We start from the raw sequence: 25,087 nt of genomic DNA on the forward strand, positions 1-25,087 counted from the left end.
ACGGGCCGCGTGCCCACGATCACCGCCAGACCGGACTGCTACTCACGGCGGACACGAGCCGGATCAGCGCATCGGGCAGCGGCATGGCAGTGCAGGTGATCAACGGCTCCGTCGGCGATTGGAGCGTGCGTCCGCAATGCACCAAGGCGTCCGTGCGGTTGCGTGCCGAATTGCTAGCCCAATCCGAGGCGTTGCAGGGCCAAGGCGACGTACCCACGTTGCGCCCGCCTACGCCAGCCGGGAGGGAAGTCCGGCAGTTTCTCGTGTTCCTTGGCGTCGATGAGGATGGTGAGGGCGCGGTCGGGCAAGCGCTGACCGATGTTGTACGCCAGGGTGACCGCGGCCGTGATCCGTACCATGAAGGAGCCGTGATCGAGCAGGGATATCATCCGTTCGACGGTGGCGGCGTTGAGCACGTCAAGATGCGCGAGGGCGAGGTTGGCGCTCGCCCGCACGGTGTCGTCCCGGTCTGCGGACAGCAGCGCTGCCATGGTGGGTCCGGCCGCAGGGAACCAGGCCAGCAACTCCGCCGCCTGTGACGCGACCTCGGGATCGTCGTCGGCCAGCCAGCGACGGTACGCGTCGGCGTGCGCGGCGGCGGCCCAGTAGGCGTCTGCGTCCCACTTCTCGGCGCATGCGTCAGCGACGTCGGCCCAGTCGTCGGTGAACTCGTCCTCGAGGTAGTACACCCGCTCGATGACCATGTCTTCCTGCTCCTTGGTCACCATCCGGCCACCGAAGCGAGCGAAGGCGGTATCTGGGTCGAAAGGCAGGTCGCCGTCATCCCGCGGACCGAGACCCACATGCCGCAACAACGCCATCAGGGCACCCCGCTCAGCAGTCGCGGGATCGTCGATCAACCATGCGAGGAAGGGCACCACGTGGGAGCTGACCTGCCAGCGCGTGCCCTGGTGGACGACGGCATTCGACAGCTTGCTCAAAGCCTCGCGACGCACGCTGCTGTCATGCGAGCGGAGCGCTTCGATCTGGCCGGGTAGGTCGCCCGCCGACCGGTAGGTGCCGTGCAACGAGGCCCAGGCAACACCGTCAAGACCGGGGATGAGATCCACGCACGGATTATCGCCACGACCGGACTGAAGGGTCATGACGCATAGCCGTAACCTGAGCCTTCCGCAGGTGGTGTGAATGCGCGTCGGCGAGCCTGCGGCACGGCCTGGCGCAAGCGATCGCTTCGCGGCATGACCGCGCGCCTGATCATGCGGTCCGCCAACGAGAGCGAGCCAGCGCCAATGGCAGCACCACCACGCTGGCAAGGCTCGCGACTGCAACGATGACAGGGCCGGCCACCGAGGCGGGCTCCACCCACCATGCTTGTGTCTTGGCATGGTCCATCAGCAACCCGTTCGAACCGGCGGATATCGCGGCGCACTGCCCTCCGCAGCACAGCAACAGCACGGGCAGCACGATCATTGCGGTGATGCCGGCAGGCCGGTTGTGCGTGGCCACAAGTACCGCCAGCACGACAAGCGCGACCGCGACGACCGTGGCTGCAACCAACTCGGCCCCGGTGAAAATCTGATTGATCCCATCCGCCACGGGTCCGGACATCGACATGTCATCCGGGTCGCGCATCGCGTCGTAGATCTCGTTCCAATGCGTCATGTCGTAGCCGAGGAGCGCAAGAACCAGCACCAGACCAGCGGCTGCTGCGCCGATCAGAACCGCGGCAAACCCCCATGCCCACGACCGGGCGGATTGCTCTGCCGCGTGCGGTACCGCAAAGGAGCCGGAGGGAAAGACCACCGCTGAAGGGTAGTCGGCCGGTGCGCGTCCACGCACTTGTCAGGTGCATGCACATCGGCAGATGTGATCACGTGATCATGACTTCGTCTTGCCGCTTGGCCACGCAGAGCAGCCGTCTCGCGCAGTTCGGCAGCACGACCGCGAGCCGTCGACTGCAACGTGGCTGGACTCGTGGCCGCAGTCCACGATCAGTCAGGGACCGTTGCAGGCCGCTCATCGATGGGGCTGAGACCCCGTGGATGGCAGGGAATCGCCCATGCTCGAGCTACGTCGAGAACAGGCCCTGCAGTCGAGGTGAGCCAGAGTACGATCCGGCATTCCACACATTCCTTGAAGTGGGCCAGGGACTCGAACCCTGAACCTATGGATCAAAAGTCCGAAGTGGACGATCAACTCGCTCAAGTCCAAGCATAGCAAGGAAAAGTCCAGTCGAACGGGCCTAGGTCCGAACTGATCCGACCACGTCCGTCCTGGTCAGGGCGATCTCCCGCGCAGTGGTTTTCCGGCTGGCGTACGCCCTCGGCTCGCGAGTCCTGGAACATCCGCCGCCGTCCGCACGTGGTAGCGAACATCCGAGCAACCGCGGAGCAACCACGACCCGCCACCATGCACGCTGCTGGCGGATACGGGTGGGTCGGCGCACCGGACAGCGGCAGATCCGTGCACCGGATCAAGCGCTCCCCAAGAATTCGGGAGACAATCAGCCAATATTTCGTCCACCACGCTCGCGAACGCAGAAGCGAACATCCGGCACGCGCTCAGCCAAAGTCGCTGATGTTACTGCATGACGCCCGTCGCGGCGACACCGTCGCTCGACTGCCGGACGGTGGCTGGCCAGGCTGCCCGGCAGGAGGCGCTGCTCATCGCGGTCGGACGTGTTGTGTAGTCCGGCCCACGACGTTGATTCCTGCCCGGCGCTGCAGAATCCGGGTTACACGGCTTCGGTCGCGTGCCAGCCGGAGGCGCGACCGACTACGCTCCGCCAGCTCGACCAGCATCACCATGGTTACCTGGCGCGCTCCATCTTCTATGTAGATGTTCCTGGATAGCGACATGCCGGAACTGATACACCGCCCCTGCCTGCCGCAGCACACCCTTCCGGTGCGCTTCAGCAAGGAATCGCATCAGGCGCCATGGCAGCCGTCTGCTCCATGCCAAGTACCCCCGTACGAGGAGAAACCGACCCCATGCGGTCAGTAGGAACGGCAGCGTCAACAAGACGATGATTGCTGAGTCGATCGCGGACACCGTGGCTACCTCGATCAGGTCTGCTACTCGCAGGTCGGCTGCATTCATCGGTCCGAGTGTTAGCAACCCCAACGAAATCGCTGGGTACAGAATGCTTCCCAAGATCGCCGCCGCGGAGCCGTAGAGCGCGGCCTCCGTCCATGCAGCGGCGCGATCGAGTCGGAGCATTGCATGCGGGCCGATCGACCGACCAAGACCAACCGGTGCCTTAATCCTCTGCGACAGCCAGGTCGCAAACCATGCAGCCAATGCCACTGGCACGCCAGTCGCGAGCGCCACGTTCGGTATATTCCACAGGGCCCAGCGGTTGAATCCCACTGGAATCGCCCAAACGATGCCGCTGATCAGGCCGACCCGTACGCCCACGCGAACCGCGAATCGTCGCGCGCCGCGACCATCATAGCGGTCGGCTGCCAGTTGCAACGTGTCGGTGCGGCGCCATCCGCCGATGCGTACGGGCAACGGCGAAAGCCGTCGGCCGAGGACGCTGTCCCGGCCGATCGTCGTCGCGGCGAGGAACCCGGCCGCGATGCCGATCGTTAGGCCGTCGAAGACGGCGTCGGTGGGTCCGAGTGGAAGCTCGAGTAGGAAGGTGAGGACGACACAGATGGTGCCGAACAGGAAGCCGAGTGCGCGGCGATTGGCTGCATTCAGGCTCCCTGCCAGCTCCCACCAGCGAAGGTGGGTACCACCAGTCATCGCGAGATGGCGAGCCAGATGACCAAGGTGTCGTTCGGCAAGTTTGGCCCTGTCGCCATAGACGGCGGGAAGGTACTCCCGCAAAAGAAACGAGCGGTGTCGCAAGTGCGTCCCGTAGCGCGCTTGAGCCGGGATCTTCGAGAAGTTCCGCCCAGCCTGAGCCCAGAAACTCCATAAGCTCGCCAGGTTCGAGGCGCTGCAGCACTATTGCGTGACTACCGGGCACTGATGCGGTCGTACGGACGGCTGCCTGGTACTCAACGGTGCGGCTCGTCAGCAGAAAACGATCCGACTGCCGCAGTGACCGCGCCAGTTCACGCAACGCCTCTGCCCGCACTTCCCCCGCCATCTCATCGAGCCCGTCGAGTACTGGCAGAATCCGTCCCCGGGCAAGCAGCTCCGCCGCGACCCGAAGCCCACCCACGACAATACGCCCGAGCGCTGGATGAACTCCGGCGAGTTCCTCCTCCAGCCACGTCCGGTAAGGGACGGCCGGGTCCCACGTGCTGAGGCTGACCATAACGGGCACCGGTCCTACAACTGGCTGACCAGGTGCCGGCAGCAGCGACAGCATGAACCGAATCGCGAGCATGGTCTTACCCGCCCCGCGCTCCCCAAGAATCACCAAACGCCCGGTCTGCTCGAAAACCGTGGCGATCTCGTCGATAGTCCCAACTCCACCAACATCGTCCACCCATCGCACTGGCAGCGATACAGGCCTGTCGATGAGCCACAGCGATGCCTCGTCGGACCAGTTTTCTCGCTGTCGAACCGCGAAGGTCTCAACGATTGCGTTGAGCTCGGCTGCGAGCTCGGTCTCCTTAGTGGGCGCCCTCTCAAGTGATCGCCAAGCGAACAAGCCAACTACGCTGGCGACGATGAGCACCGCCCCCGCGAGTAACGGGTGGGCGACGAACGACGCGAACCACCCGGGGTGCGCCTGTAGGTCGTTTGAGGCGAAGTTTGCCGCCAGGCTGAGACAGAACCCAACGACGGCCGTCGTCATCGCTAGCAATACGAGCGCAACTATACGCCGGAAGAGCACAGGCCGATCCTCGGTCATCGCTCGCCGGTACGCCACGACGTTCGTTCAAGGAAGGTGCGCCGATCGGCCGATCGGTCACCGACATTCTGGCCATCAGCAGCGTGGCAGTCTCTTGTCGGCAAGCGCTGCCCGCGTCTGAACAGGCGCTCATCGGCACGAGCGGGAGCCGACCCCGAAGTGATCCGTCGGGTGTCCAAACACGAAGCGTGACGATCTTCGAGCCGACCGCCCCGCGCAGTACTCGCGGCATGTCCGGAAACCCAGATTTGTCAGCTGGAGCTACGCATCGTGGTCAACCTTCGACCATCTGTGCAGGATGTTATCCGCAATCCTTCCTGAACATCGACCCCTCGCCCTCGCACAAAAGTCCGGTATCCACCGACGAGCTCCGGTTGAGGTCGGCCAATCGGGCAGGGTACGCGCCTTCAAGCTGGGAAAGTACCGCTTCGCATTCGAGCCGAGCCGCGTCGAATCGAGGGGCCCGGCGGCGCCGGACCGCCTCACCGAGTGACCGGCCGCGGACGTGCCAGCACCTGGCATCCACCCGACGGCCTCACCGCGCCGCTGGCCGATTACCACACCCGCGTCGACGCAGAGTGCGCGACCAGCGGCATGAGCGTGCGCCTGGATCGCGGATCGGCACCAAGCTCCCGGCGCGGCGTCAGGTGCTGATGGCTCCGGTACGCCAGGCGTCCCGGAAACTCCTCGACAGTGCCCGCGAGCCGGTACGCCTGCTGGTCGATGTGATTCCACACGAACACGCCGTCGCTGCCGTCGCTCGGCACGCAGAAGGGTGCGCCGGTGCCGTCGTTGCCGAACCCAAGCAACTGCCGGCGGGCCATCGGCGCATCGGTCCAAGCATGGGTGATGCTCCTCGGCCATCTGCTCCAGCGGCCAGTTGACGAACCACTGGCCGAGTTTGTCGAACACGCCGTCGGTCGCCCGGTACAACGTACGCAGAGCAGGCGGCAGCACGATCCCCAGCGACGCTTCGACACCGTCGACAAAGTCCCGCGGCAACGGCTCGAAGGTCTCACCGAGCTCCCGCCGGTACGGCTGCACGACCTCCGCCACGCCGCCTCCCTAGCCCACCAGGCCGGCGCCGACCTCAAGACCGTCCAGGACCAGCTCGGCCACGCAAGCAATGGTTCTCACCGCAAACACCTACACCAGCGTCCTACCCGAAGCGCAGCGCCGAGCCGCGGCAGCCACGGCCGAGCTCGTGCTCACCGCCGCCCGCGCCGTCCGCAAGCAGATCAAGCGGCGGCGGAACGAGTACGGCGACCACGGCGCCCGGTCCGCAGCCCTGGGTGCTCCTGATCGGCCGGTGAGCCGCGACACCGCAGGTCAAGCGACCGCTCCACGCCCGGAACAGCCCCGGAAGAGCAAGAGCGCCGAGCAGCACGCGCCGAGCAGCCACCGTCCACACCGGACGGGCACGCCGCGTAAAAGCGCAGGTCAACGAGTGGGCCGCCAGGGACTCGAACCCTGAACCTACGGACTAAAAGGACCCGAGGACCCGTCGAGCGTCTGATTCCCCTCAACGATATGCACCGAGGCGCATACGACAAACCCCACATGGACCCCGTCAGAAACTGTAAGCCTCACATAGCGAGCGTCATGGCGTTCTGGGACGTCGACAAATTCGTCAATTTCAAGTCGGTCGTCCGCATCAGCGATCAACAACTGATCATATTTGTGCCGAATTTTCATTCCCAATACGTCGAGGAATACGACGTCAATCGTCTCGCCCATCTCATCGACGGAACCCCGGAAGACGAGCCGACGGTGGGAGACTTCATATCGCCATGGACGAAACTGGCGATCGATGTGCAGGGGCAGATCAAGCCGACCACCTGCGGAAATTTCCTCCACGTTCTCAGCCTCCAGCGAACGGACTCGGCACAATATCACCATCCGAGTACCAGGTTACCCGGGCTTGCGCCGAGCCAGAAGCCGCCCGGATTTGCGCCAGTTCCCAGGCCGTATACTTTCCCGGCTCAGGAGACTTCACGCCTGCAGCCGAATCAGCCAGACCAACTGGGTCATCGATGCCGTCGAGGTTAAAGTGGATTTGTACATCACTATCGGGACCAAGAGCTTCCTTAACGATCGACTCCCAACTCCGATCTTGAGGCCAGTCTGTATACATCTTTGCACCCGTGCGGTCCGCAAAATCTGCGAGTAAGAACGGGTCTTCTTCAGTCTGGGTATATCCCAATGCGATAGAAGAAGGGCAGTTGCTGTTGTGGACGAGCACCGGCATCGAACCAGCCATCACATAGTACGTGTGCGCGTCGCGGACGGTGAGGTTGTACATCCAAGCTCGGCCGCCGAAGCTGCGGACGGCGACGACTTGGACCGGCGAGCCGTCTTCAGCGTGCAACGTTTCGCCGACTTGTAGCTCACCTGCGGCGATCCACTGGTGGCGCGTTTCGCTCCAAAACGGGTGGTTCGAGGTGGTGTGCAGAGTGCCAACACCGCCGTTGGTTACGGCCAGCGTGAGGTCCGCAAGGTTCGTGTCGTCGTTGATATGGAGGTCGGTAACGGCCTTGGGCCCGGTTTTGCCGGTTCGCGGGTCTGTGGCAATGACGGCATCACCGGGTCTGATGTCTGCGATGTGTTTCGCGCTGCCGTCAGCCATGACTACTGGCGTGTCTGGGGCGAACGAGCATTTACCAAGTGTCGCGCGCGACGCGGCGGCAGCTTCTCCAGCTTCGGCTTCTTCAACTCCGGCCGCAGCCGCGCCGCCCAATCTAAGGAATTTTCCAGCGAAGGGCAGAAGGCCAACTGCGAGGCCCGGTGCGGCGTATCCAGCCCCATATGCGGTTTCCTCAAGCACCGATTTCGCGTCGCCGCCGAATAGTCGCTGGATATTACTGACCGCGTGTTTGAGCTGCCCTGGAAGTGCTTTGGCCGAGGTGTAGATTCCGTAGACAGGGCTAGCACCTTCGACGACGCTCAGCGCGAAGCCAGCTTCATCCATGGCAACCTTTGCGAAGCTGCCAAAGCTGGGATGCGCAGTCGAGTTGTATGCGTCCTTAAGGAAGGGCTTGACAGTATTGTTCCACGTATCTTGGAATTTCGCTTTGAGACCGCTCACGGCGGCGCGACCGATGTCACCGAGCCAACTGAGGCCGCTAGGGTCGCTGTTGGTAGTGGGGTTGTTGTCGCTGTAGGTGTAGCCGCCGATGGCGAGGGGGTCGCCGACGTTGAGCTGCGGATCGGCCGAAATGAAGCGGCCGGTGGCGGGTTCGTATTCGCGGGCGCCCAGATGCGTGAGGCCGGTGTTGTCTTGAGGGCCGTTGAGGTATCCGCGGTTGGTGGGCCACAGGATGCTGGCTGTGGTTCGGGGGTTGCCGTACGGGTCGAGGCGGCGTCGGGTGGTGGTGAGGGTGGTGGCGTTGACGGCGAGGGTGCCGGTGCCGTGGGGGTCGGTGGACAGCCAGGTGACTCCGCTGGTGGTGCGGACGGCGACGCCGTTGTAGTAGCGGGTGGCGGTGGTGGTGCCGGCCTGGGTGCGTAGTTCGAAGCCGGCGAGGTAGACGGTGGTGCCTTGGGGGTCGGCGGCGACGAGGCGGTTGCCGTCCGGGTCGTACGTGTATGCGGTGGTGCCGCTGGTGTCAGTGACGGTGCTGATGTGGCCTTCATTGTCCCAGTTCAGGGTCTGGTTGGGTCCGGCGGCGATGGTGCGGGTCAGGGCGTTGCCGGCAAGGTCGTAGGTGTAGCTGTCGGTGCTGGTGACCGCGCCGGTGCTGTCGACCCGGGTGATGGTGTGCGGCCGGACGCTGGTGGTGCCGGAGTTGGGGTAGGTGTAGGTGCGGGTGGTGTCGCCGGTGGCGGCATGCCGGGTTTCGGTGTCGCGGTTACCGGTGGCCTGCTTGTACTGGTAGCTGGTCCAGTACGCGTCCGCGCCGCCGACTGCGGTCTGGCTGGGGCCGGTTTGGCAGGCGGCGGTGGTGGTCCACGCCTCGGTGAGTTCGCGCAGTCCGTCGTACTTGAAGCATTCGTTGGCCACGACTGTGCCGGCGCTGGTCTCCTTGACGGAGGTGACGTTCCCGGCTGGGTCGAACGTGTAGGCCTGGTTGAGTTTCTCGTCCCAGGTGTTGGTGGTCGTCTGGTTCTGGGTCTCGGTCACCGCGCCGGTGAGCCGGCCGGTGGCCTCCTCGATCGTGGCCGTGGTCCGCACCGTCTTGGTGCCCGAGCCCAGCACCTGCTGGTAGGCGGGGCCGAACCCGTAGTAGCTGGTGTCGGCGATGTAGGTGTCCAGGCCGGTCATGGTCTTCGCCCGGCCTGTGGTGTCGTAGCCGTAGCTGACCGTCTCCTCCGGCAGGCCACCCGCGGCGGGATACTTCATGGTCGCCAACGAGCCGTCGACGTTGTAGGTCGCGGTGGTGGTGTAGGCACCCGTGGGGGCGTTAGCGACAGGAGGCAAAGAAACGGTGGTGGACAACAGGTGGCCTTGCACGTCGTAGCTGCCGATCGCGGCGGTGTACGAGCCACCGGCGGTGTACCGGGTGGAACTGGTCAGCGCGCCCTTGCGCACCGTGTCGTAGGTCCAGGCCACACGCAGGTTCCCGCTGGTGGAGCCGTCGTAGACCTTCGTTTTGCGGTTGAGGTCGTCGTAGACGTAGGCCAGGGTGACGCCGCGGCCGTCGGTGCTGCTGGTCATCCGCCCGGCCAGGTCGTAGCCCGCCGAGGTGCTGCCCGCGTCCGGGTCGCTCGACGCGGTGATCCGGCCCAGCCGGTCGTAGCTGGTGCTCCACTGGTTCCCGGCCGGGTCGATGACCTTGGTGCGCTGGCCGAGGCGGTCGTACTGGTAGGTGGTGTCCTGGAACGCCCCCGACGTACTGCCCGCCGTGTACTGCCGCAGCGCGGTGACATGCCCGGCGGCGTCGAACGTCTGCCTGGTCGGCACGCCGCCGGCCGGGGGCACCGTGGTGGTGCTGTTGCCGTCATAGCTGGTCATGGACTGCCACTTCAGCACATCAGCGGCGTACAGGCCGGTAATCGTGGGCCGTTCCCGCTGGTCGAACGTGGTACGGGTCTGCTGCTGGACCGCGCTGTTGGAGAACCCGGCCAGCGCCGTGCCGGGGGCGTTGGTGCCGTCCCAGAAGCTCGTCTGCTGCCACGCCAGCCCGCGGCCGTTGTACTGGGTGTCGGTGACGATCTGACCGCCCTTGGCCTCCGCCGCCGGCACCTGGGTCTGCCGCGCCCGCAGCCGCCCGTCATACAGGGCCGTGGAGACGATCTGGTTGCCGTTCGGGCCGAGCTTCTTCGTCGTCACCACGTTCGGCGCGCTGTTGCTCAGTGCGTAGGTGTATTCGACGTTCGCGGTGAGGTTGGTGGCCCGGCCCGGCAGCCACACCTTGGTCAGCCGACCCAGCGGGTCGTACTGGGCCGTCGTGGTCTGGTTGTTGACGTCCACCATGCTCGTGGCGGTGCCGTGGCCCGGCTCCACGGTCGTGACGTGGACCTGGTTGAACGAGTCCGGCAGTTGCGTGACCGTCGTGGCAGTGACCGGCCCGCCAGTGGCGGGGGTGTAGCGGGTCGTTGTCTTGTGCTCGAGGGCGTCGAAGCTGTCCTGCAGCCGTCCGTTGGTGTCGTAGGTGGTGCGGCCCTGCTTCGTCCACGCGAGCGTGGTGCCGGTGGCGCCGGTGAGTGCGTTGGTCTGGGTCGGCAGGCCCTGCGTCGGTGCGGCACCGACGCTGCCGCTGCCGTCGTAGAGGATCTGGGTGCCGGCCAGGAAGTTGCCATCGAGCGGGCTGCTGGCACAGTCGGTGACCTTCGACTGCGACGGGAACGCCACCAGGTACAGGCTCCCGGTGGTGTTGCGGGCGTAGTCGGTGTGGGTGCACGCGTCGTCCGAACTGTCGGCGACGTCGCCCCAGTTGTTGACGTCGGTGGGCAGGCCGTAGCCGTCGTAGGTGGTGTCGGTCTGGGTCCAGCGCCAGGTCGAGGTGGCCGCGATCCAGGTGCCGGTCTTGGTCTGGTTCTCCCGGGTCATGTAGGCGCGGATGGTGGCCGTGGGGTTGGCGTAGGCGGCCCGGGATGCGGTGGTGGGGATCGTGTACCGGTGGAAGCTCAGGTTGTCTACGGCGCCGTTGTTGAGGGTGTAGCTGACCCGCAGCTGGCCGTTGAGCGGGGCGTGGTCGCGGGTCCGGCCGACCCATTTTTGGCTCAGCGCGGCGGTGCAGGTCTGGATGGTCAGCTGCTGGGCGTGGACGGCGCTGCTGCCGGCGTCCAGGCATTTGCCGGAGTTGGGGTTCATCAGCGTGCCGTCGGGCTGGGCGACCCAGTGCTGGGCGCCGATCCCGCCGTTGCAGTTCCACAACCACACGACGGTGCCGTTCGTGGTGCCGCTGGACTGCACATCCAGGCACCGGCCGCTGTTCGGGTTCTTGATACTGCCATCGGGTTGCAGCTGCCACAGGTCCCCGGGGTTGTTGTCGACCGTGCCACAGGGCTGGTTCTGGATCGCCGCGCCGTTGGCGCTGGACACGGCGTTAGCGCAGCGCACCTGCTGGGTGAGCATGAGCCCGCCGCGGGCGGTGGGCATCCACACCTGATTCCACCGGCCGGTACAGTCAAACAGGTTCGGGCTGCCGCTGGCGGCCAGGTTGTAGCCACTGATGTCCAGACAGCGACCGGAGGACGGGTTCTTCAACGTCCCGTCGGGCTGGCGCAGCCACCGCTGCGCGGCGCTGCCGTTACAGGTCCACAACCGAACCGCGCTGCCGTTGGCACCACCATTGGTGTCCAGACATTTACCGGTGATCGGATTCTTCCACGCCTGGGTGCCGTCGGTGAGCCGCACCCACTGCTGGAAAGCACCACCGAAACAGCCGATCGTCTGCAACGCCGCGCCGTCCTCGCTGTGCCCGTTGGCGATGTCCAGACACAACGCGCCGGTGGTGTCCGTGCCCCCACCCGCGATCCCGACCGGAATGTCCGAACCGGGCTGCAACGGCTCCACCGTGAACGCCGACCGCTGGTCATACAGCACCTGCGTGTCGTCGCCGCTCTTCTTCGCATCCCCAGCCAGACCCCGGTGATAGACCGCCCGGGACACCGTCTGCTGCCCCCCGACCGCGCCGTGCGTGGTCGTCACCGTCGGATAGCCACGCCAGTCCGCCCACGACGTCTGCGCCACGGTAGCCATGTCCACGTCGTCGTGCGCCCACAACGCCGTATCACTCGACCCGTCCGCCGAATACGCGTACAAGGTGACCTCGTCCGGCGACAGCGCCGCTCCACCGCCCGTCAGATCATGCTCGGTCACGGACTTGACCACGTACTTGTTGAAATAGCCGAAATCGGCCTCGGCCGCAGGCCCCTTGTAGAACATCGGGAAACACCGGAACGGATTGCTATCCGAATTGATCTTCGACTGGCCGATGGCACAGTCCGACTCGTAATACTCGACCAGCGTCTGCCCGCCGGCACCGTTGTCGACCTGGCTGATCCGCCCATGATTGAACGGCGCCATCCCAGCCGCGTCGCTCCAGTCGGTCCGGTTGGCCAGCAGCGTCGAGTGGAACGTCACCTGCGGCTCAGCCAACGCGGCCCCGCTGGGGGCATAGCCGGTGTGGGTCAGCCCGGACAGCCACAGATTCGGCGCGGTGTCGTCACCCGGATGCGGGGCGATGACGTCACCCGAGGTCAGGAACGTCTGGTCCAGATCCCACCGGTCCACGCTGCGGAACCCACTGGCGGTCAAGACCTGCGTCATCACGAACGACAACCGGTAGCGGGTGAAATGCATCGGCGTGTTCACGTTCGCGCACGGACCCGCGCTGCAGTACAAGTCCCAGGCCGTGTCGACATAGCTGTCGTTCGGCCAGGCGCAGTCGTTCCAACACCGCTCCGCGTACTTGAACAGCATCTGCATCGGCGGCGCCACACCGGCCTCCGAACCGGCGCGGGTACCGTACTCGATCCGCTTCAACGTCGAGGACAGGTCGTACTGCGCCCCCGCCGGCCCGTACCTGCTCTGCATCTTGTCGTAGTAGAACGTCATCGAATTGCCGCGCGGATCCACGACATAATCGAGGTTCCACCGGTACGCCTGCAAACACCAATCCGCGGCATGACACGGGTCGTTCGTGTTGTTGCCGAACACCGGCTCGAACAACACCGACGCCGTATCGGGATTCGTCGACGTGACGGTGTCACCGTTGTAGCGGTGCACCTTGCCGAAGTAGTACTGCGTCCCGTCCTGGGTCGTGACCTTCCAATACTCCCCGTGCTGCGCGCCGTTGCTCGGCGAGTTCGGGTCGTCCACCACCGACTCGATCTTCAGCTTGTCATCGCTGGAGGCATGCCAGCCGTTGGCGTCCTGGATCAGCTTCACCGACCGGCCGCCGAACACCAGCGTCACCGCGCCACCGTTCACCCAGCACAGATCCGGGATCGTGCCACCATCCTCGGTACACGGCCGGAACGAGCGTTCCACATACCCGACCCCAGCCAGCTCCCACCCCTCACCGACCACCGACGACTGCCCGTTCTTCGACGCCGTCTTCGCATCCACACCACCCGACGAATACGCCAGCGACACCTGCGGCTGCGGCCCGCCCAACGACGCCGGCACCTTCAACGGATAGCCCAGCGAAAAATCCCCACCCGGGGTACCCGACGCCCACGAATACGCCGGGGACAGATCCGTGGCCGTCCAGTCCCCCGCCGCCGACGTCCCCGACGCACTGTTCGTCAGGGCCAGCAACGTTGAGGACGTCGACGCACTCCCCACCGACACCTGCGACGCGGTGAGCGTCCGGGCCGCCAGATCATTCGTCGAAGCAACCGGCGTCCACGCCTGACAGGCCGGCACCGACGGCGTCGTCAACGCGCACTCCGGCAACGACACCAACTGCAACCGCGCCCCGTAATCCGCAAAACCCGCGGCGAACTTCCCGTAGTCCACCGACAGGCCCGTGTTAATGCGGCCGGGCTTGCCGTCGCTGCGCGCGACCTGCAGCAGCACCCCGTGCACCCCGGCCGCCGCAGCCGCCTGCTGATCGGCGACCGTCACCCGCACCGGCACCACCGGACGCGCCGCCGACGCCGACAACTCCTTGCGCGTGCGCGGCGCCGCGTCCACCGACCCATCACCGAGCACCCGCACCGGCAACCCACCCGGCGCCACACTCACCGCCGCGGTATCAGCATCCGCAGCCCCCGCCGACGGCCACGACACCGGCGGCAACGCCCTGGTCAGCAAACCGTCCGAGTCCGACCGCACCGGCGCCTGCACCGGCACCTTCGACACCGGCACCGACTTGTCCGGCGCCGCCTGCGCCCGCCCATCACCCGACCTCGGCGCCGCCAGCACCGGAACACTCACCAGACTCGAGGCCACCAGCGCGGCGACCGTCGCGACCGCCACCGCTGCGACCCGGCCGAACCTCGACTGGGACCGGACAGAACCAAAGCGCACGCCAGCAACGGACATCGATACCCCCGTGTAGGTGAGATGCCGAAATGCAAGCGCACGTTATGCCCTCGGACGGCCGAACCGATAGACGCCGATCGCATCGATCACCATCCGTCGCTGCAAGGTTGCCGGGCGTTCGCTGATAGCCACCTGTGCAAGACCACCAACAGGTGACGCGTGTCACAGCAACCGCCACGCAGTGTGGTCAACGCCGCTGGCGGGACAGCGGACGACGCCGCGATACGAGAGCGAGCCCGGCGGTCCGCGCCTCTGCGGCGGCAGCATCAAACGCCATGTGGTGCGCGACCCTGCGCCCGTAATTTCACTTATGGTGCGTCGGCTGGGCAGCGCGGACGCGGTCACATGCGGAGACGGAAGTCCTCGATCCGTTGCCGGACCAGCTCCGCCGGGTCTCCGCCCGACCGCTGGGTGAGCAGCATCTGGCGGTAGTCGTCCTCACTGAGCCCGACGATGAGCTTGCTGTACAGCAGCCACTGCTCCCGACTCGTCCAGCGCCCGTCCTGCGCCAGGCCGTTGCGGGTCAGCAGCATCCCGACCAGTCCGGTGCCGTGGTGGCTGAGATAGTTGGCCAGCTGCAGCACCTCCTCCTTGCCGACCGGCCTCGTGTAGTTCTTCGCATCGGCGACGATGAAGTCGCCGCGGGGTAGTGCACGCGCAGGAAGCCCCAGAAGCTGTCGGCGGGAGCGTAGTTCGGCAGGACGAAGTCGCGGCGGTTCACGCCGTTCTCAGTGCTGCTCTGCGGGATGACAGTGTTCAGCGGCGGCACGAACAGCAGGTTGAGCAGGTCCTCACTGAACTGCTCGAACGCCTGCCAGCCGGTCTTGCCGGCGGGGATGGCGTCGAGCCGGCGCAGTAGTTCGTCGGCGGGTTCGCGCCGGACCGCGGGTTCCTCCTCCTCAGGGATGGCCAGGAACTCCGGCGTGTCCACGCCGACAGCGCGGGCCATACGCTGCAGCACGGCCCCGTCCCAGATCTCCACGCTGGCCGCCCGGACCACCGTCTGGCGCTGCTGCGACAACACGCCAGGGAACGCGACAACGAGCCGCGGCTCCTGGTGCGGGCCGTGCAACTGTTCGTACGCCGTCCAGGCTTGCTGCAGTTGCCAGATCATCTCCCGTAGCCGGCGGGGAGTCTGCGGCGTCGTGACCTTCGCCTCCAGCAGCAGCGGCCGGCCCTCGAAGCGGGCCACGAAGTCGGCACGGACGTCGGTGGCCAGCGCGCCGCCGCGCTCCGCCTCCAGCTCCGTGACGCCGGGCAGCGCGGCGAGCAACTCCTCCAGGAACCGGAAGAACTGCCAGCCCTGGCTGCCCGCGCCCCGCTCCTCCACCATGACGCCCCCTCGATCACGCCGCGGTCCGCCCCGTCGCGGTCCGCGCGCCGTGGCAACGGCATCACGTCCGCTGGACGCCGGCGGGAAGGCCACCGACCCCACACCGCGGGACAGAGCGTTTCTGGCTGATGTCACGTTGACGATCTGGCTCCTCGACGACATCGACGGCTGGCGGGCACGGCTGCGGCGGCCGGTGTGGGCGTTGCATCTGGGCCGCAGCCAGGACTCGGACCATGCTCCGGAGAGCGTTGAAGACCAGCCGTCCCGCTCCGAGTAGCAGGAGTGCCGCGCCGCCGAATAGCACCACGACCTTTCCTTCGCCTTGGAAGAGAGCGGTTTATCGGTGAGCAGGACCATGGAGACGCCGCCGACGGTTCCGCCGATGGCGTCGACGATCGGTTTGCCGAGGATCTGCCAGGAGGTGCCGAACCAGCCGATTGCCGTCGACTGTGATACCTGGTCGCCGCGGCCGTAGCGACCCGGGGCGTCCTCACGGCCGCGCAGTGGCATCAGCTGTTGCCCAGTTGTCCCACCACCGGCCGTGCGCCGGGTGAGCCGCCCCAGCGTCGGCCGGCGTTCGGAATCTCGATCACGTGGCGTTGCCGGCCCGCAGGAGCCGGGCGGTATAGGGATTGAGTTCGATCGCGTCGTCTTCGCCGACGATCACGGTGCCGCCGAGGCTGACTCGGCGGTGCCCGAGGATGCAGTGCGGTTCGAGCGCGAAGGTCATGCCGGGCTGGAGCTGAAGGTCGCCGCTGATGAGCAGCGATCCGCCGCCTATCGCCTCGATCGGGTTGAGAGAGTGGATGAGCGGATAGATCGGTGGGTTCGCTCCGGCGGCTTCCAAAGGCTTTCGCATCCGGTTGACGACCTCTGCGAATGCATTGCCGGGGCGCAGTGTGCGTAGACCTGCGTCGTAGGACTCGCGCGCGATGTCTGCCGCCCGGTCATAGTCCTCGTGTACCGTGCCGATGGCGATCGTGACTTGGTGTTGTGTTTCGCGCAGTCCGAAGTTGCAGAAGACCTCGGACCTGACCACGTCGCCGTCAGCAAGGATGAGCGGGGCTTCCGGGCGGTAGGACCATCGCGGCAGGCCCAGCTCCAGGGGTTGCGGTCCGGTGGCGAGGTGCAGGCCCGGCACGATAGCGCCGCGCCGGTGTGCAGCTGCCATGCCAGCCGCGAACACGTCGCTTTCGGCTGCTCCGGGCGCGGCGGCGTCAACCATCGCTTTGGCCATCTCGTCGCCGATGCCGGCCGCGTGTCGTACGACTGCAATTTCTTCTTCGCTCTGCGGCATCATCATCCTGGCCAGCTTCAAACCGACGGGGACGAAGCTGGCTTGTGCACATCCCTGCTGGATGCCATTCCACAGCCCGTACGGGGAAGAGCCTTCGGGCTGGTACGGCAGGTAGGGCTCCAGGCCGGCGACGCCGATGGTCGCTTGGGAAAGCCCGAGTTCCCCAAGCACGCTGACGACGCCTTGAGAATGGCGAAGCCCGACACGCCGATTCGGTGGCGCCAGCCACGGCACGGTGCCGCGGCGCGCGTCCTCTGCCGAGTCGGCGGGAAACCAGGCCAGGCTCACCGGATCTGCGTTCCGCGGGAAGACGACGATGGCGCCCGGCGCGTCATTGGTGAACCAGGTGTCGAGCCGGAAAGGTGCCGGGCCGGCGTCTTCATGCTCACCGATCACCAGTAGCGCATCGATGTTCTGGTCGTGCATGAACGATCTAGCCAGGTTCCAGCGACGCTCGCGCTCCGCAAGGGAAAACACAGGTACTGATACGACGGTCATCGACGCTCCTATGTCAGTTGGTTGGCAGCAGCTCGTAGCGGTCTACGGCTGTCACGACCGCGGGAGCGTCGGACTACTTCTTGAGGAGTTCTTCGCTGAGTTCCCACAGCCGCCGTGCCGACTCTGGGTCGAGCGCGTGCGGTGCGGCGTCGGACAGCACGACCGGCTTCTCGCCCACGGGGGTGGGTCCCCAAGGGGTCGGGTCCAGGGGTGCGACGTTGCTGTTCTTCAGGTAGACGCCGCCGATGCCGTCGAGCAGTGGGCTGGTCGCGCCGAACACGATCGTCGCGGCGGCTTGCCGTGGGGTCTTCTTCTCGTGTTCGGGATCGATGATCGGCTGTTCACTGTCGTCGACCAGTCCCATGGCTTTCAGTTGCTGCATGGTGAACGTGCCCTGTTCCATGTGCGCCAAGTTCGACGCGACAGAGATTCCGGGGTGAACGGAGAAGGCACGGATGTCCTCGCCGGCCCAGCGCCGGTCGAGTTCGACGGCGAACAGGACGCCCGCGGTCTTGGTCTGCCCGTAGGCGAGGTTGCCGTTGTAGCCCTCGGCGAAGTGCAGGTCGTTCCATCGGATGTCGCTGGTGCGGTGCGCGCCGGAGGACACGTTGACGATCCGGGCGCCGTGCGCGGCTCGCAATGCGGAGTACAGGGCGAGGGTGAGTTGGAAGTGACCGAGGTGGAACGCGGCGAAGCCGGCCTCATAACCGCGGGCGTCCAGGGTCAGCTTGCCGTAAGTGTTGCCGGCGCTGTTGATGAGGATGTGCAATGGCCGCCCGGTCTGCAGGTAGCGGCTCGCGAAGGCGTCGATCGAGGCCGGGTCGAGCAGATCCAGCTCGCTGACCTCGATGCGGTCGATGCCGGCCAAGATGGCGGCGGCCCGCCGCGGGTCGCGTGCGGCGACGGTGATCGAGGCTCCGGCCTTGCTCAGCGCCCGGGAAACCTCCAATCCGAGACCGCCCGCGCCGCCGGTGATGACGACGTTCTTGCCGGTCAGGTCGAGGCCGACAATGACGTCGTCGGTCGTCGATGCGGCGGTGAACGGGGTCTCGATGGGGTGTTGCTGTGCAATGGTCATGATCCAACGGTAGGACGGGTTTCCGTACGATGAATGCTTGATGGTTCGCATTTTCTTTGCAATAGTCCGGACATGGACGAGCTCTCTGAGATCTTCGACGTCGTGGAAGCACACGGCCAGGTGACAGGCGCGTTCACCGCCGACGGACGTTGGGTGGCCCGCTCGTTCAGCCGGACCCCGCTGAAGCTCACCGTGCTGGTGCGCGGACGGGCCCGGCTGAACGCGGACGGCCTCGACACTCCCATCCTTCTCGAAGAGGGGGATGTCGCCATCCTCAACAGCCGGTCTTGGCTTGAACTCGAAGGCGGCACCGGCGACGGTCCGGTCCAGGAAATCGAACCTGAGGTCACCGACCTGACCACCGGGCTGCGTACCGCCGACCGCGACCTCGTGGTCGGCGGCCGGTTGCTGCTCAACCCCGCCGGCGAGGAGTTGTTCCTTCAGGCACTCCCGCCCGTCGGCCACGTCCGCGCGTCTGCACCGGAGGCGAAGCGACTGCGCGCCATCGTCAATCAGCTGGTGGACGAAGTAGCCGACGCACGGATGGGATCAAGCTTCGCCATCCGGCAATACGCCCAACTGCTGGTGCTCGAAGTCCTCCGCACCTACATCGGACAAACACCGCTGCCACCAGGGCGTCTGAGAGTACTGACCGACGCGCGCCTGCGCCCCGCCGTCAGCCGCATGCACGCTGAACCCGGCCGACTATGGAAACTTGAAGACCTCGCGCACGCCGCGGCGATGTCACGCACAACCTTCGCCGAACACTTCCGGGCCGTCGCAGGCGTACCCCCGCTCACCTACCTCAACGGGTGGCGCATGCTGCTCGCCCAACGCGCCCTGCGCCATGACGACGTACGAGTGGGCGCACTCGCGGCAGACCTGGGATACACCTCGGAAAGCGCGTTCAGCACAGCCTTCAAACGCGAGGTCGGCGAGTCACCCCTGCGGTACCGCAGCCGCATCCGCGAGAAACAGTCCACGACCATTGCATAGTCTCGTCTCGGCGCGCCGACCCGTGTCGACGTAGCTTCCCGAACCTGGAGAAGCTCCGCGAGGACGTCCTCGACGGTGCCGCCATCACGTTCACCGTCGAGCGTGCCGCGCTGCTCGCCGCGGTGTTCGACGCGCACGTGCACCTCGATCCCGACCCGCGGGCCGCGCTGGGCGACCTCGCCACGATGGGCGTCACGACCGCGCTGGGCATGTTCACCGGCGCCGGCACCCACGCCCGTGTGCCCGGCCGAGGTGTACCCATGAACCTTCCGGGGCGCGGGGCGCTCAGACGCGTTTCTCGCAGGCGAGCACGAAGTTGTCCACCAGCGAGGTGAACATCGACGACGCATCGGCGTGATGGGTCGATCGAACCCAGTCGGTGAACACCGCTCGCAGGCCGAACTTCTCGACCTCGCCGGGCCATCGCTCGGCCGGCCAATGGTCGTCGGCGGGCCGGTCGAACTGGTACCCCAGCGGACCGACGTGCACGAAGGTTCCTCCCGGAGCGAGTATGCGAGCCACCTCGGGCAGTAACCGACTGGGCGGCACGACGTCCGAGAAGTACAGCGATGCCACAGTCGAGAAATAGCCGTCGGGGTATGGGCAGTGCAAGGCGTCCGCTATCGCCCAGCCCACCGAATCCAGCTCGACGCCAAGGTTCGACGCGGTGTGCTGTTGGCGTGCGTCGGCCTCAGATCGCCGGTTCCGCCGGTCGAGAACGGTGAAGCGCAGCGGTCCGTCGCGCAGAAAGTCCCTGAGCAGGCCCATGGGAACCGACAGCTCCATGGCGTGTGTCGATGCGAAATGCGGCGACAAGACGCTCGCGAACCGCCCGGTGCCCGCACCCAGGAGCAGGATCCTCGAACGCTCACCGCCGGCGTTGTCCAGCGCCTTGAGGGCCGCCTGGGTGACGTCCTGGATCTCCTCCTCACACTCTGGTGTGCCGCTCCAGTCTCGACGCAGGTAATACAGGGACTGCACCGGCGAGTACGGGTTTCGAGACCTTGTCGCCGGACGGGCGGCCGCGGTGGCCAGGACGGACCGCACGGTCAGCAACGGGCTGATCGCATCCGTCATCTTGTCGCAGACGTCGTCGAGCGACATCGCGTCCGGCTCGACCCTGTTCCCGTGAGCCGGGTTGCTCTGGCGGTATTCGACGATGCGCAGAGCCTCCTCCCCGAGATGGCGATACGGGGCAGGGCACAGCACGGGCATGCCGCGGATGACGGGATACCGGACGTTGCAACCTGGGCAGTAGAACCCGTCGTGCGTTGCGAAGCCGGCCCGGCAAACGGGACAGACATACGGAAGAGAGCTGGTCAGCGGTCTCACCCACAGTATCGACTGTTCAGAACACGGGCAGGACACTAAATTAACTACTTGGCTCACAGAACCTGCAGGAGGTGTTGGAAGGCCGACTCGGACCGCCCGGCCGCGACGTTCGACGCCACGGTCGAGTATCTCGACCGCGGGCCACCGCACCGGTGACGGGTCGAGCAGCCGGGAGGAGTCTCACCTCCCAGCTCTCACAGGTCCCCGCTACGCGTCCGCCCGGCGCTGCCGCCGGCCGGTGAGCATCTCGACCATCCGCAGGCCGGTCAGCACGAAGGCCGGCATCGTCGGGGCGGACACGATGCGCGGCATGATGATGCTGTCGGCGATCCGCAGGTTGTGCACGCCGTTCACCCGCAGTTTGGCGTCGACGACGGCCCGGTCGTCCTTGCCCATGCGGCAGGCACCGGACGAGTGGAAGTACGTCGTGGCCCGGTTGCGGACGAAGTCGACGAGTTCCTGGCCCTTGAGGGCGCGGCCGGGTGCGACCTCGCGCTTGACGTACGGCCGCATCGCCTTCGTCGCCGCGATCGTCCGGGCGAGCTCGATGCTGCGTTCGAGCGCGGCGACGTCGAACGGGTGGCTGAGGAACTGCGTGTCGACGATCGGCCGGTTGGTCGAGCGCAGCCGGACGGTACCGCGGCTCTGCGGCGTCACCAGACCGCCGCCCAGCGCCCAGGTGTCGGGCGGCGCCGAGCAGGTGGACGACAGCCGCAAGACATCGAGCGCTGGGGAACCGGGCTGGCATGGCAGAGGGCTATACGAGCATCGCTCGATGGGATCCACGGCCGGCGATGATCGCCAGCCGTCCAGGTGTCGGAGTCCGCGCCAGCGGCTTGGCCCGACGCGCGGATCGCCGTGCACGCGCGTACACCGGCGAGGTGGAGGGCCGTCGCAGTCGGTAGCGAGCGCTATGCGGCAGATCCGCGCAGCCGACCGAGGCGGGACCCGGCGGGTGAGAAGGCAGCCGTTCAAGCAATCCCTGCCGGTGGGCCGACCGTCCGGCTTCAGCCGGGCAGGCCGACCCGATCCATGCGCAGGTCGCCAGGTTGCGTTGACGCAGTGGGCGCCAGGGCGAGGAGCCGGCCCGAGACCGCCGATAGGAATGAGTAGATGACCAGGCCACCGAAGGTCGGTCCCAGGAAGTTCTCGGTGGCCAGTCCGGCGGCCACGAGGATGATGCCGACGACGGCGGACACGACACCGTAGATGCTCCAGCCGCGTTGCCCGAGTCCGCGGAACACCCAGGCGAAGAAGAAGCAGCTGGCGATCAGTGAGGTGTTGACCAGGATGAACCCGATCCAGTGCACGATGTAGTGGCCACTCATCGGCGCGGTCGAGTGCAGCGGGGTGCCCGGCGGGAAGCCCGCGCCGGGGTCGGGGTGCCAGGCGCCCGCGATCACAAGCCCGAGGCCGTAGATCGCCACCAGCAACGGGCTCCAGACTCCGCCCCGATGCCTGGCCAGCACGGCGCGGAAACCGAAGACGCTCATCAGCGCGAGCAGCCCGCAGACGATGAAGTTGGTGATCTGGATCCAGCCCTCATTGCCGAGGCTCAGCAGGCTCAAGGCGACACGGCTCAACGAGTAGCCGTCGCGCATCGCGGCCTGTATGAAGACGGTCAGGTAGAAGATCGGCGCCACCAGGACGCCGGCGGCCAGAGCTAGCTTGGCCAAGGCATGAGGACTGTTCATGGTTCGTCCAACCACCTATCACATCAGTAACCGATGCCGGTACGGGGTCTTGCCGGGCTCATGCGTTTCCGGGGTAGCGGAGCTACCCGCCGGTCAGACGAAGTAGTGGCCTTGCTCGATGTCCTCGATGAGGCCGGGGCGCGTGGGTTTCCAGTCCAGGAGTTCCTGAGTGAGGGTGCTGGAGGCGGGCATGTCGACGCCGAGCAGCGCGGACAGGGGCAGGCCGAACTCGTCGGCGGGCAGGGACTTGGCTGGCAGGTTCAGGCCGCGGCCGATAGCTTCGGCGATCTCCCGGACCGCCACGCCTTCATCGCCGACGGCGTGGAGCACCGCGCCGGCGGGCGCCCGCTCGACGGCCAGCCGGTAGAGGGTCGCGGCGTCTTTCACATGGACGGCGGGCCAGCGGTTGGTCCCGTCGCCGATGTAGCCGGACACGCCCTCGGCGCGGGCTCGGCGGATGAGCTGCGGGATGAAGCCGTGCCGTTCGCCCTGGCCGTGTGCCGACCGCGGGATCATGACCAAACAGGATCGAACGTCACGCTGCGCGGCCGCGAGGGCGGTCTGCATGTTGGTGATGCGGGCGGCAATGGGTCCTTGCGGGACGAACTCGTCCTGTTCGGTCGCAGGCCGGCCGGGCGTCGTGAGCGTCGCGCCAGTGATGACCATGGGCTTGCCGGTGCCGGCGAGGGCCGCAGTGAAGGCCGAAACGGCGCTGGCGTCGGTTTGCGCCCCGCCGATCTGGCCGAGGGCGTGCTCATAGGCGAGGTGAATGACGCCGTCGCTGTCGAGGGCTCCGGCCTGCAGGACAGCAGCGTCCGTCAGGTCGCCGCGCAGCACGTCGGCGCCCATGTCGGCGACTGCTTGAGCGGTGGCGCCCGAGCGGGCGAGCCCGAGGACCTGGTGGCCGGCACCGATGAGTTCGGGGACGACGGCCGAGCCGATCCAGCCAGATGCGCCGGTGACAAAAATACGCACAACGGTCTCCTTCCAACGCGTGATGCGATTGGGTCGCATCAACCATAACACAGTCATGCGACGCAGTCGCATGACTGGTGATGCGACCTGATCGCATCGCGCTAGGATGTGACCGTGGGCAGATGGGCACCAGACGCGCGTGCGCGTCTGGAAACAGCCGCGTTGGACCTGTTCGTCGAGCACGGGTATGAGGAGACGACCGTCGCGCAGATCGCCGAGCGCGCGGGGTTGAACCGCGCCACGTTCTTCCGGCACTTCGCCGACAAGCGCGAGGTCCTTTTCGCCGGCGAGGACGTCCTGGCCGGTCTGTTCGCCGACGCCATCCGGGCCGCTCCGCCGCAGGCGACGCTCATCGCGTGCCTGCGGGCAGCGCTCGCCGCCGTTGGGGACACGATGACCCCTCAGCGGCGGGCCACCGCCAGGCGGCGCATCCTGATCGTCGCGGCCGATAGCGAACTGCACGAACGAGGCCAGCTCAAGTACGCCCGCATCACCAGTTCGATCGCCGATGCACTGCGCGAGCGCGGCTTGGACGACCTGACCGCACGGCTGGCGGCAGACCTGGGCCTGCTGGCATTCCGGGTCGCCTTCGAACGCTGGATGAAGGCCGGCGAGGAGGAACCGTTCCCGCCCTTCGCCGTCAAGGCCCTCAACGACCTGCAAACACGCGCAGCCGAGTTTTCCGACCCTGTAACAGACGGCAAGCGTACGCATTCCGGTCCGCACATGTCAGGCCGCTCGGCAGCCTCGACCTAAGGAACCAATCCCTCGCGTCTATATTCTTCATCGGGTATCTCCCGAGCAGCTGGCGCAGGCCTGGGATGCGCACCGCAGTTTTTGCGGCTGCGGGACTTCCGGGATGCCCGCACTCGCCGCCGTGTGCCACCACTGGCGCCGCCGACAACGACATGTTGGCCGCTCTGCGCGATCGTTGGCCGCCGGAGGATGAGGACGATTACATGAACGCTCCAGCAGTCGGGTGGTTCCGGGATACGTAGCGCACTGCTTGAGCGGGTGACGTTTCCCCGAACCAAACAGTGATATCCGAGGCATCCCTCGGCGCCCGTAGTAGCACGACTGCGGCCCTTGCACACGCGAAGCTCCCGCGGGTTGTGGGCACTCTCATCGCAGCGTCGGAAGACCGTGGCCCGACCCGAGCGCCATGATCAGGTGCACTGTCATCGGCAGATGTGATCACGTGATCATGACTTCGTCTTCCCGCTTGGCCACGCAGAGCAGCCGTCTCGCGCAGTTCGGCAGCACGACCGCGAGCCGTCGACTGCAACGTGGCTGGACTCGTGGCCGCAGTCCACGATCAGTCAGGGGACCGTTGCAGGCCGCTCATCGATGGGGCTGAGACCCCATGGATGGCAGGGAATCGCCCATGCACGAGCTACGTCAAGAACAGGCCCTGCAGTCGAGGTGAGCCAGCGTAGAATCCGGCATTCCACACGAATACCTTGAAGTGGGCCGCCAGGGACTCGAACCCTGAACCTATGGATTAAAAGTCCGCAGAACGGGGCACTCTCGTCCATATCTCGCGGTAACCGAACTCGTTTCGGCCTGTCCAGCGGTCAGGCGCGCAATCCATTCGTGTTTGCCCTGGTCCAGTCGATGCTCACGGAACGTGATCCGCCGTCTCCAGGCCGATTCAGGCGTTAATCCAGCAGCCCT

At 66.3% G+C, this 25,087-nt stretch carries 17 protein-coding genes; 3 read left to right on the top strand and 14 right to left on the bottom strand.

Features of this window, described 5'->3' with window-relative positions:
* Positions 1-173 precede the first annotated feature (173 nt).
* The 8 genes from ACQPXD_RS54540 to ACQPXD_RS54575 all read right to left on the bottom strand — a co-directional run bounded on the left by ACQPXD_RS54540 (position 174) and on the right by ACQPXD_RS54575 (position 15,543).
* On the bottom strand, positions 174-1,070 hold the full coding sequence (locus tag ACQPXD_RS54540) for a HEAT repeat domain-containing protein (protein WP_432832837.1): 897 nt from the start codon (positions 1,068-1,070) through the stop codon (positions 174-176).
* Between the two features lie 145 nt (positions 1,071-1,215).
* Complete coding sequence (locus tag ACQPXD_RS54545) at positions 1,216-1,764, bottom strand: hypothetical protein (RefSeq protein ID WP_432832839.1); 549 nt, start codon at positions 1,762-1,764, stop codon at positions 1,216-1,218.
* Positions 1,765-2,736: 972 nt separating this feature from the next.
* Complete coding sequence (locus tag ACQPXD_RS54550) at positions 2,737-3,816, bottom strand: hypothetical protein (RefSeq protein WP_432832841.1); 1,080 nt, start codon at positions 3,814-3,816, stop codon at positions 2,737-2,739.
* 1,512 nt (positions 3,817-5,328) lie between these two features.
* Positions 5,329-5,598 (bottom strand): hypothetical protein, encoded by a 270-nt coding sequence (locus ACQPXD_RS54555; RefSeq protein ID WP_432832842.1) that lies wholly within the window; start codon positions 5,596-5,598, stop codon positions 5,329-5,331.
* A gap of 652 nt (positions 5,599-6,250) precedes the next feature.
* Positions 6,251-6,631: a hypothetical protein gene (locus ACQPXD_RS54560; protein ID WP_432832844.1), complete on the bottom strand. Its 381-nt coding sequence runs from the start codon at positions 6,629-6,631 to the stop codon at positions 6,251-6,253.
* 4 nt (positions 6,632-6,635) lie between these two features.
* Positions 6,636-14,210: a ricin-type beta-trefoil lectin domain protein gene (locus ACQPXD_RS54565; RefSeq protein WP_432832846.1), complete on the bottom strand. Its 7,575-nt coding sequence runs from the start codon at positions 14,208-14,210 to the stop codon at positions 6,636-6,638.
* Positions 14,211-14,551: 341 nt separating this feature from the next.
* Positions 14,552-14,794 carry a hypothetical protein gene (locus ACQPXD_RS54570; RefSeq protein WP_432832848.1) on the bottom strand — a complete coding sequence of 81 codons (243 nt, stop codon included), beginning with the start codon at positions 14,792-14,794 and terminating at the stop codon, positions 14,552-14,554.
* Positions 14,734-15,543 (bottom strand): hypothetical protein, encoded by an 810-nt coding sequence (locus ACQPXD_RS54575; protein WP_432832850.1) that lies wholly within the window; start codon positions 15,541-15,543, stop codon positions 14,734-14,736. Before ACQPXD_RS54575 ends, ACQPXD_RS54570 begins: the two co-directional genes overlap by 61 nt.
* Positions 15,544-15,679: 136 nt before the next feature.
* On the opposite strand from ACQPXD_RS54575, the gene ACQPXD_RS54580 reads away from it, so the two are divergent.
* On the top strand, positions 15,680-15,820 hold the full coding sequence (locus ACQPXD_RS54580) for a hypothetical protein (RefSeq protein WP_432832852.1): 141 nt from the start codon (positions 15,680-15,682) through the stop codon (positions 15,818-15,820).
* A 312-nt stretch (positions 15,821-16,132) separates the two neighbouring features.
* Here ACQPXD_RS54580 and ACQPXD_RS54585 read toward each other — a convergent pair whose 3' ends face one another.
* Together ACQPXD_RS54585 and ACQPXD_RS54590 are read right to left on the bottom strand one after the other, a co-directional pair.
* Complete coding sequence (locus tag ACQPXD_RS54585; RefSeq protein WP_432832854.1) at positions 16,133-17,338, bottom strand: M24 family metallopeptidase; 1,206 nt, start codon at positions 17,336-17,338, stop codon at positions 16,133-16,135.
* Between the two features lie 73 nt (positions 17,339-17,411).
* Positions 17,412-18,467 (bottom strand): SDR family NAD(P)-dependent oxidoreductase, encoded by a 1,056-nt coding sequence (locus ACQPXD_RS54590; protein ID WP_432832856.1) that lies wholly within the window; start codon positions 18,465-18,467, stop codon positions 17,412-17,414.
* 21 nt (positions 18,468-18,488) lie between these two features.
* Between ACQPXD_RS54590 and ACQPXD_RS54595 the strand changes: the two genes are divergently transcribed.
* Positions 18,489-19,412 carry an AraC family transcriptional regulator gene (locus tag ACQPXD_RS54595; RefSeq protein WP_432832858.1) on the top strand — a complete coding sequence of 308 codons (924 nt, stop codon included), beginning with the start codon at positions 18,489-18,491 and terminating at the stop codon, positions 19,410-19,412.
* A gap of 285 nt (positions 19,413-19,697) precedes the next feature.
* On the opposite strand, the gene ACQPXD_RS54600 is transcribed toward ACQPXD_RS54595, so the two are convergent.
* The 4 genes from ACQPXD_RS54600 to ACQPXD_RS54615 form a co-directional block, all read right to left on the bottom strand.
* Positions 19,698-20,627, bottom strand: a complete 930-nt coding sequence (locus tag ACQPXD_RS54600) for a class I SAM-dependent methyltransferase (RefSeq protein ID WP_432832860.1) — start codon at positions 20,625-20,627, stop codon at positions 19,698-19,700.
* A gap of 324 nt (positions 20,628-20,951) precedes the next feature.
* Complete coding sequence (locus tag ACQPXD_RS54605) at positions 20,952-21,461, bottom strand: GMC oxidoreductase (RefSeq protein ID WP_432832862.1); 510 nt, start codon at positions 21,459-21,461, stop codon at positions 20,952-20,954.
* 290 nt (positions 21,462-21,751) lie between these two features.
* Positions 21,752-22,438 (bottom strand): DUF998 domain-containing protein, encoded by a 687-nt coding sequence (locus tag ACQPXD_RS54610; RefSeq protein ID WP_432832864.1) that lies wholly within the window; start codon positions 22,436-22,438, stop codon positions 21,752-21,754.
* A gap of 93 nt (positions 22,439-22,531) precedes the next feature.
* Positions 22,532-23,485: an SDR family oxidoreductase gene (locus ACQPXD_RS54615; protein WP_432832866.1), complete on the bottom strand. Its 954-nt coding sequence runs from the start codon at positions 23,483-23,485 to the stop codon at positions 22,532-22,534.
* Between the two features lie 90 nt (positions 23,486-23,575).
* Between ACQPXD_RS54615 and ACQPXD_RS54620 the strand changes: the two genes are divergently transcribed.
* Positions 23,576-24,169 carry a TetR/AcrR family transcriptional regulator gene (locus ACQPXD_RS54620; protein WP_432832868.1) on the top strand — a complete coding sequence of 198 codons (594 nt, stop codon included), beginning with the start codon at positions 23,576-23,578 and terminating at the stop codon, positions 24,167-24,169.
* Positions 24,170-25,087: the final 918 nt, after the last annotated feature.

It is taken from the genome of Dactylosporangium sp. CA-092794 (assembly GCF_050948465.1).
Taxonomy (GTDB): Bacteria; Actinomycetota; Actinomycetes; order Mycobacteriales; family Micromonosporaceae; genus Dactylosporangium.

What these genes read in the sequence shown, in the direction of transcription:
- ACQPXD_RS54585 (WP_432832854.1), bottom strand. Translation starts at nt 17,338, where the DNA reads ATGACCGTCGTATCAGTACCTGTGTTTTCCCTTGCGGAGCGCGAGCGT.
- ACQPXD_RS54615 (WP_432832866.1), bottom strand. Translation starts at nt 23,485, where the DNA reads ATGCGACTGCGTCGCATGACTGTGTTATGGTTGATGCGACCCAATCGC.
- ACQPXD_RS54595 (WP_432832858.1), top strand. Translation starts at nt 18,489, where the DNA reads ATGGACGAGCTCTCTGAGATCTTCGACGTCGTGGAAGCACACGGCCAG.
- ACQPXD_RS54600 (WP_432832860.1), bottom strand. Translation starts at nt 20,627, where the DNA reads ATGCCCGTGCTGTGCCCTGCCCCGTATCGCCATCTCGGGGAGGAGGCT.
- ACQPXD_RS54610 (WP_432832864.1), bottom strand. Translation starts at nt 22,438, where the DNA reads ATGAACAGTCCTCATGCCTTGGCCAAGCTAGCTCTGGCCGCCGGCGTC.
- ACQPXD_RS54575 (WP_432832850.1), bottom strand. Translation starts at nt 15,543, where the DNA reads ATGGTGGAGGAGCGGGGCGCGGGCAGCCAGGGCTGGCAGTTCTTCCGG.
- ACQPXD_RS54590 (WP_432832856.1), bottom strand. Translation starts at nt 18,467, where the DNA reads ATGCGAACCATCAAGCATTCATCGTACGGAAACCCGTCCTACCGTTGG.
- ACQPXD_RS54565 (WP_432832846.1), bottom strand. Translation starts at nt 14,210, where the DNA reads ATGTCCGTTGCTGGCGTGCGCTTTGGTTCTGTCCGGTCCCAGTCGAGG.
- ACQPXD_RS54555 (WP_432832842.1), bottom strand. Translation starts at nt 5,598, where the DNA reads ATGGCCCGCCGGCAGTTGCTTGGGTTCGGCAACGACGGCACCGGCGCA.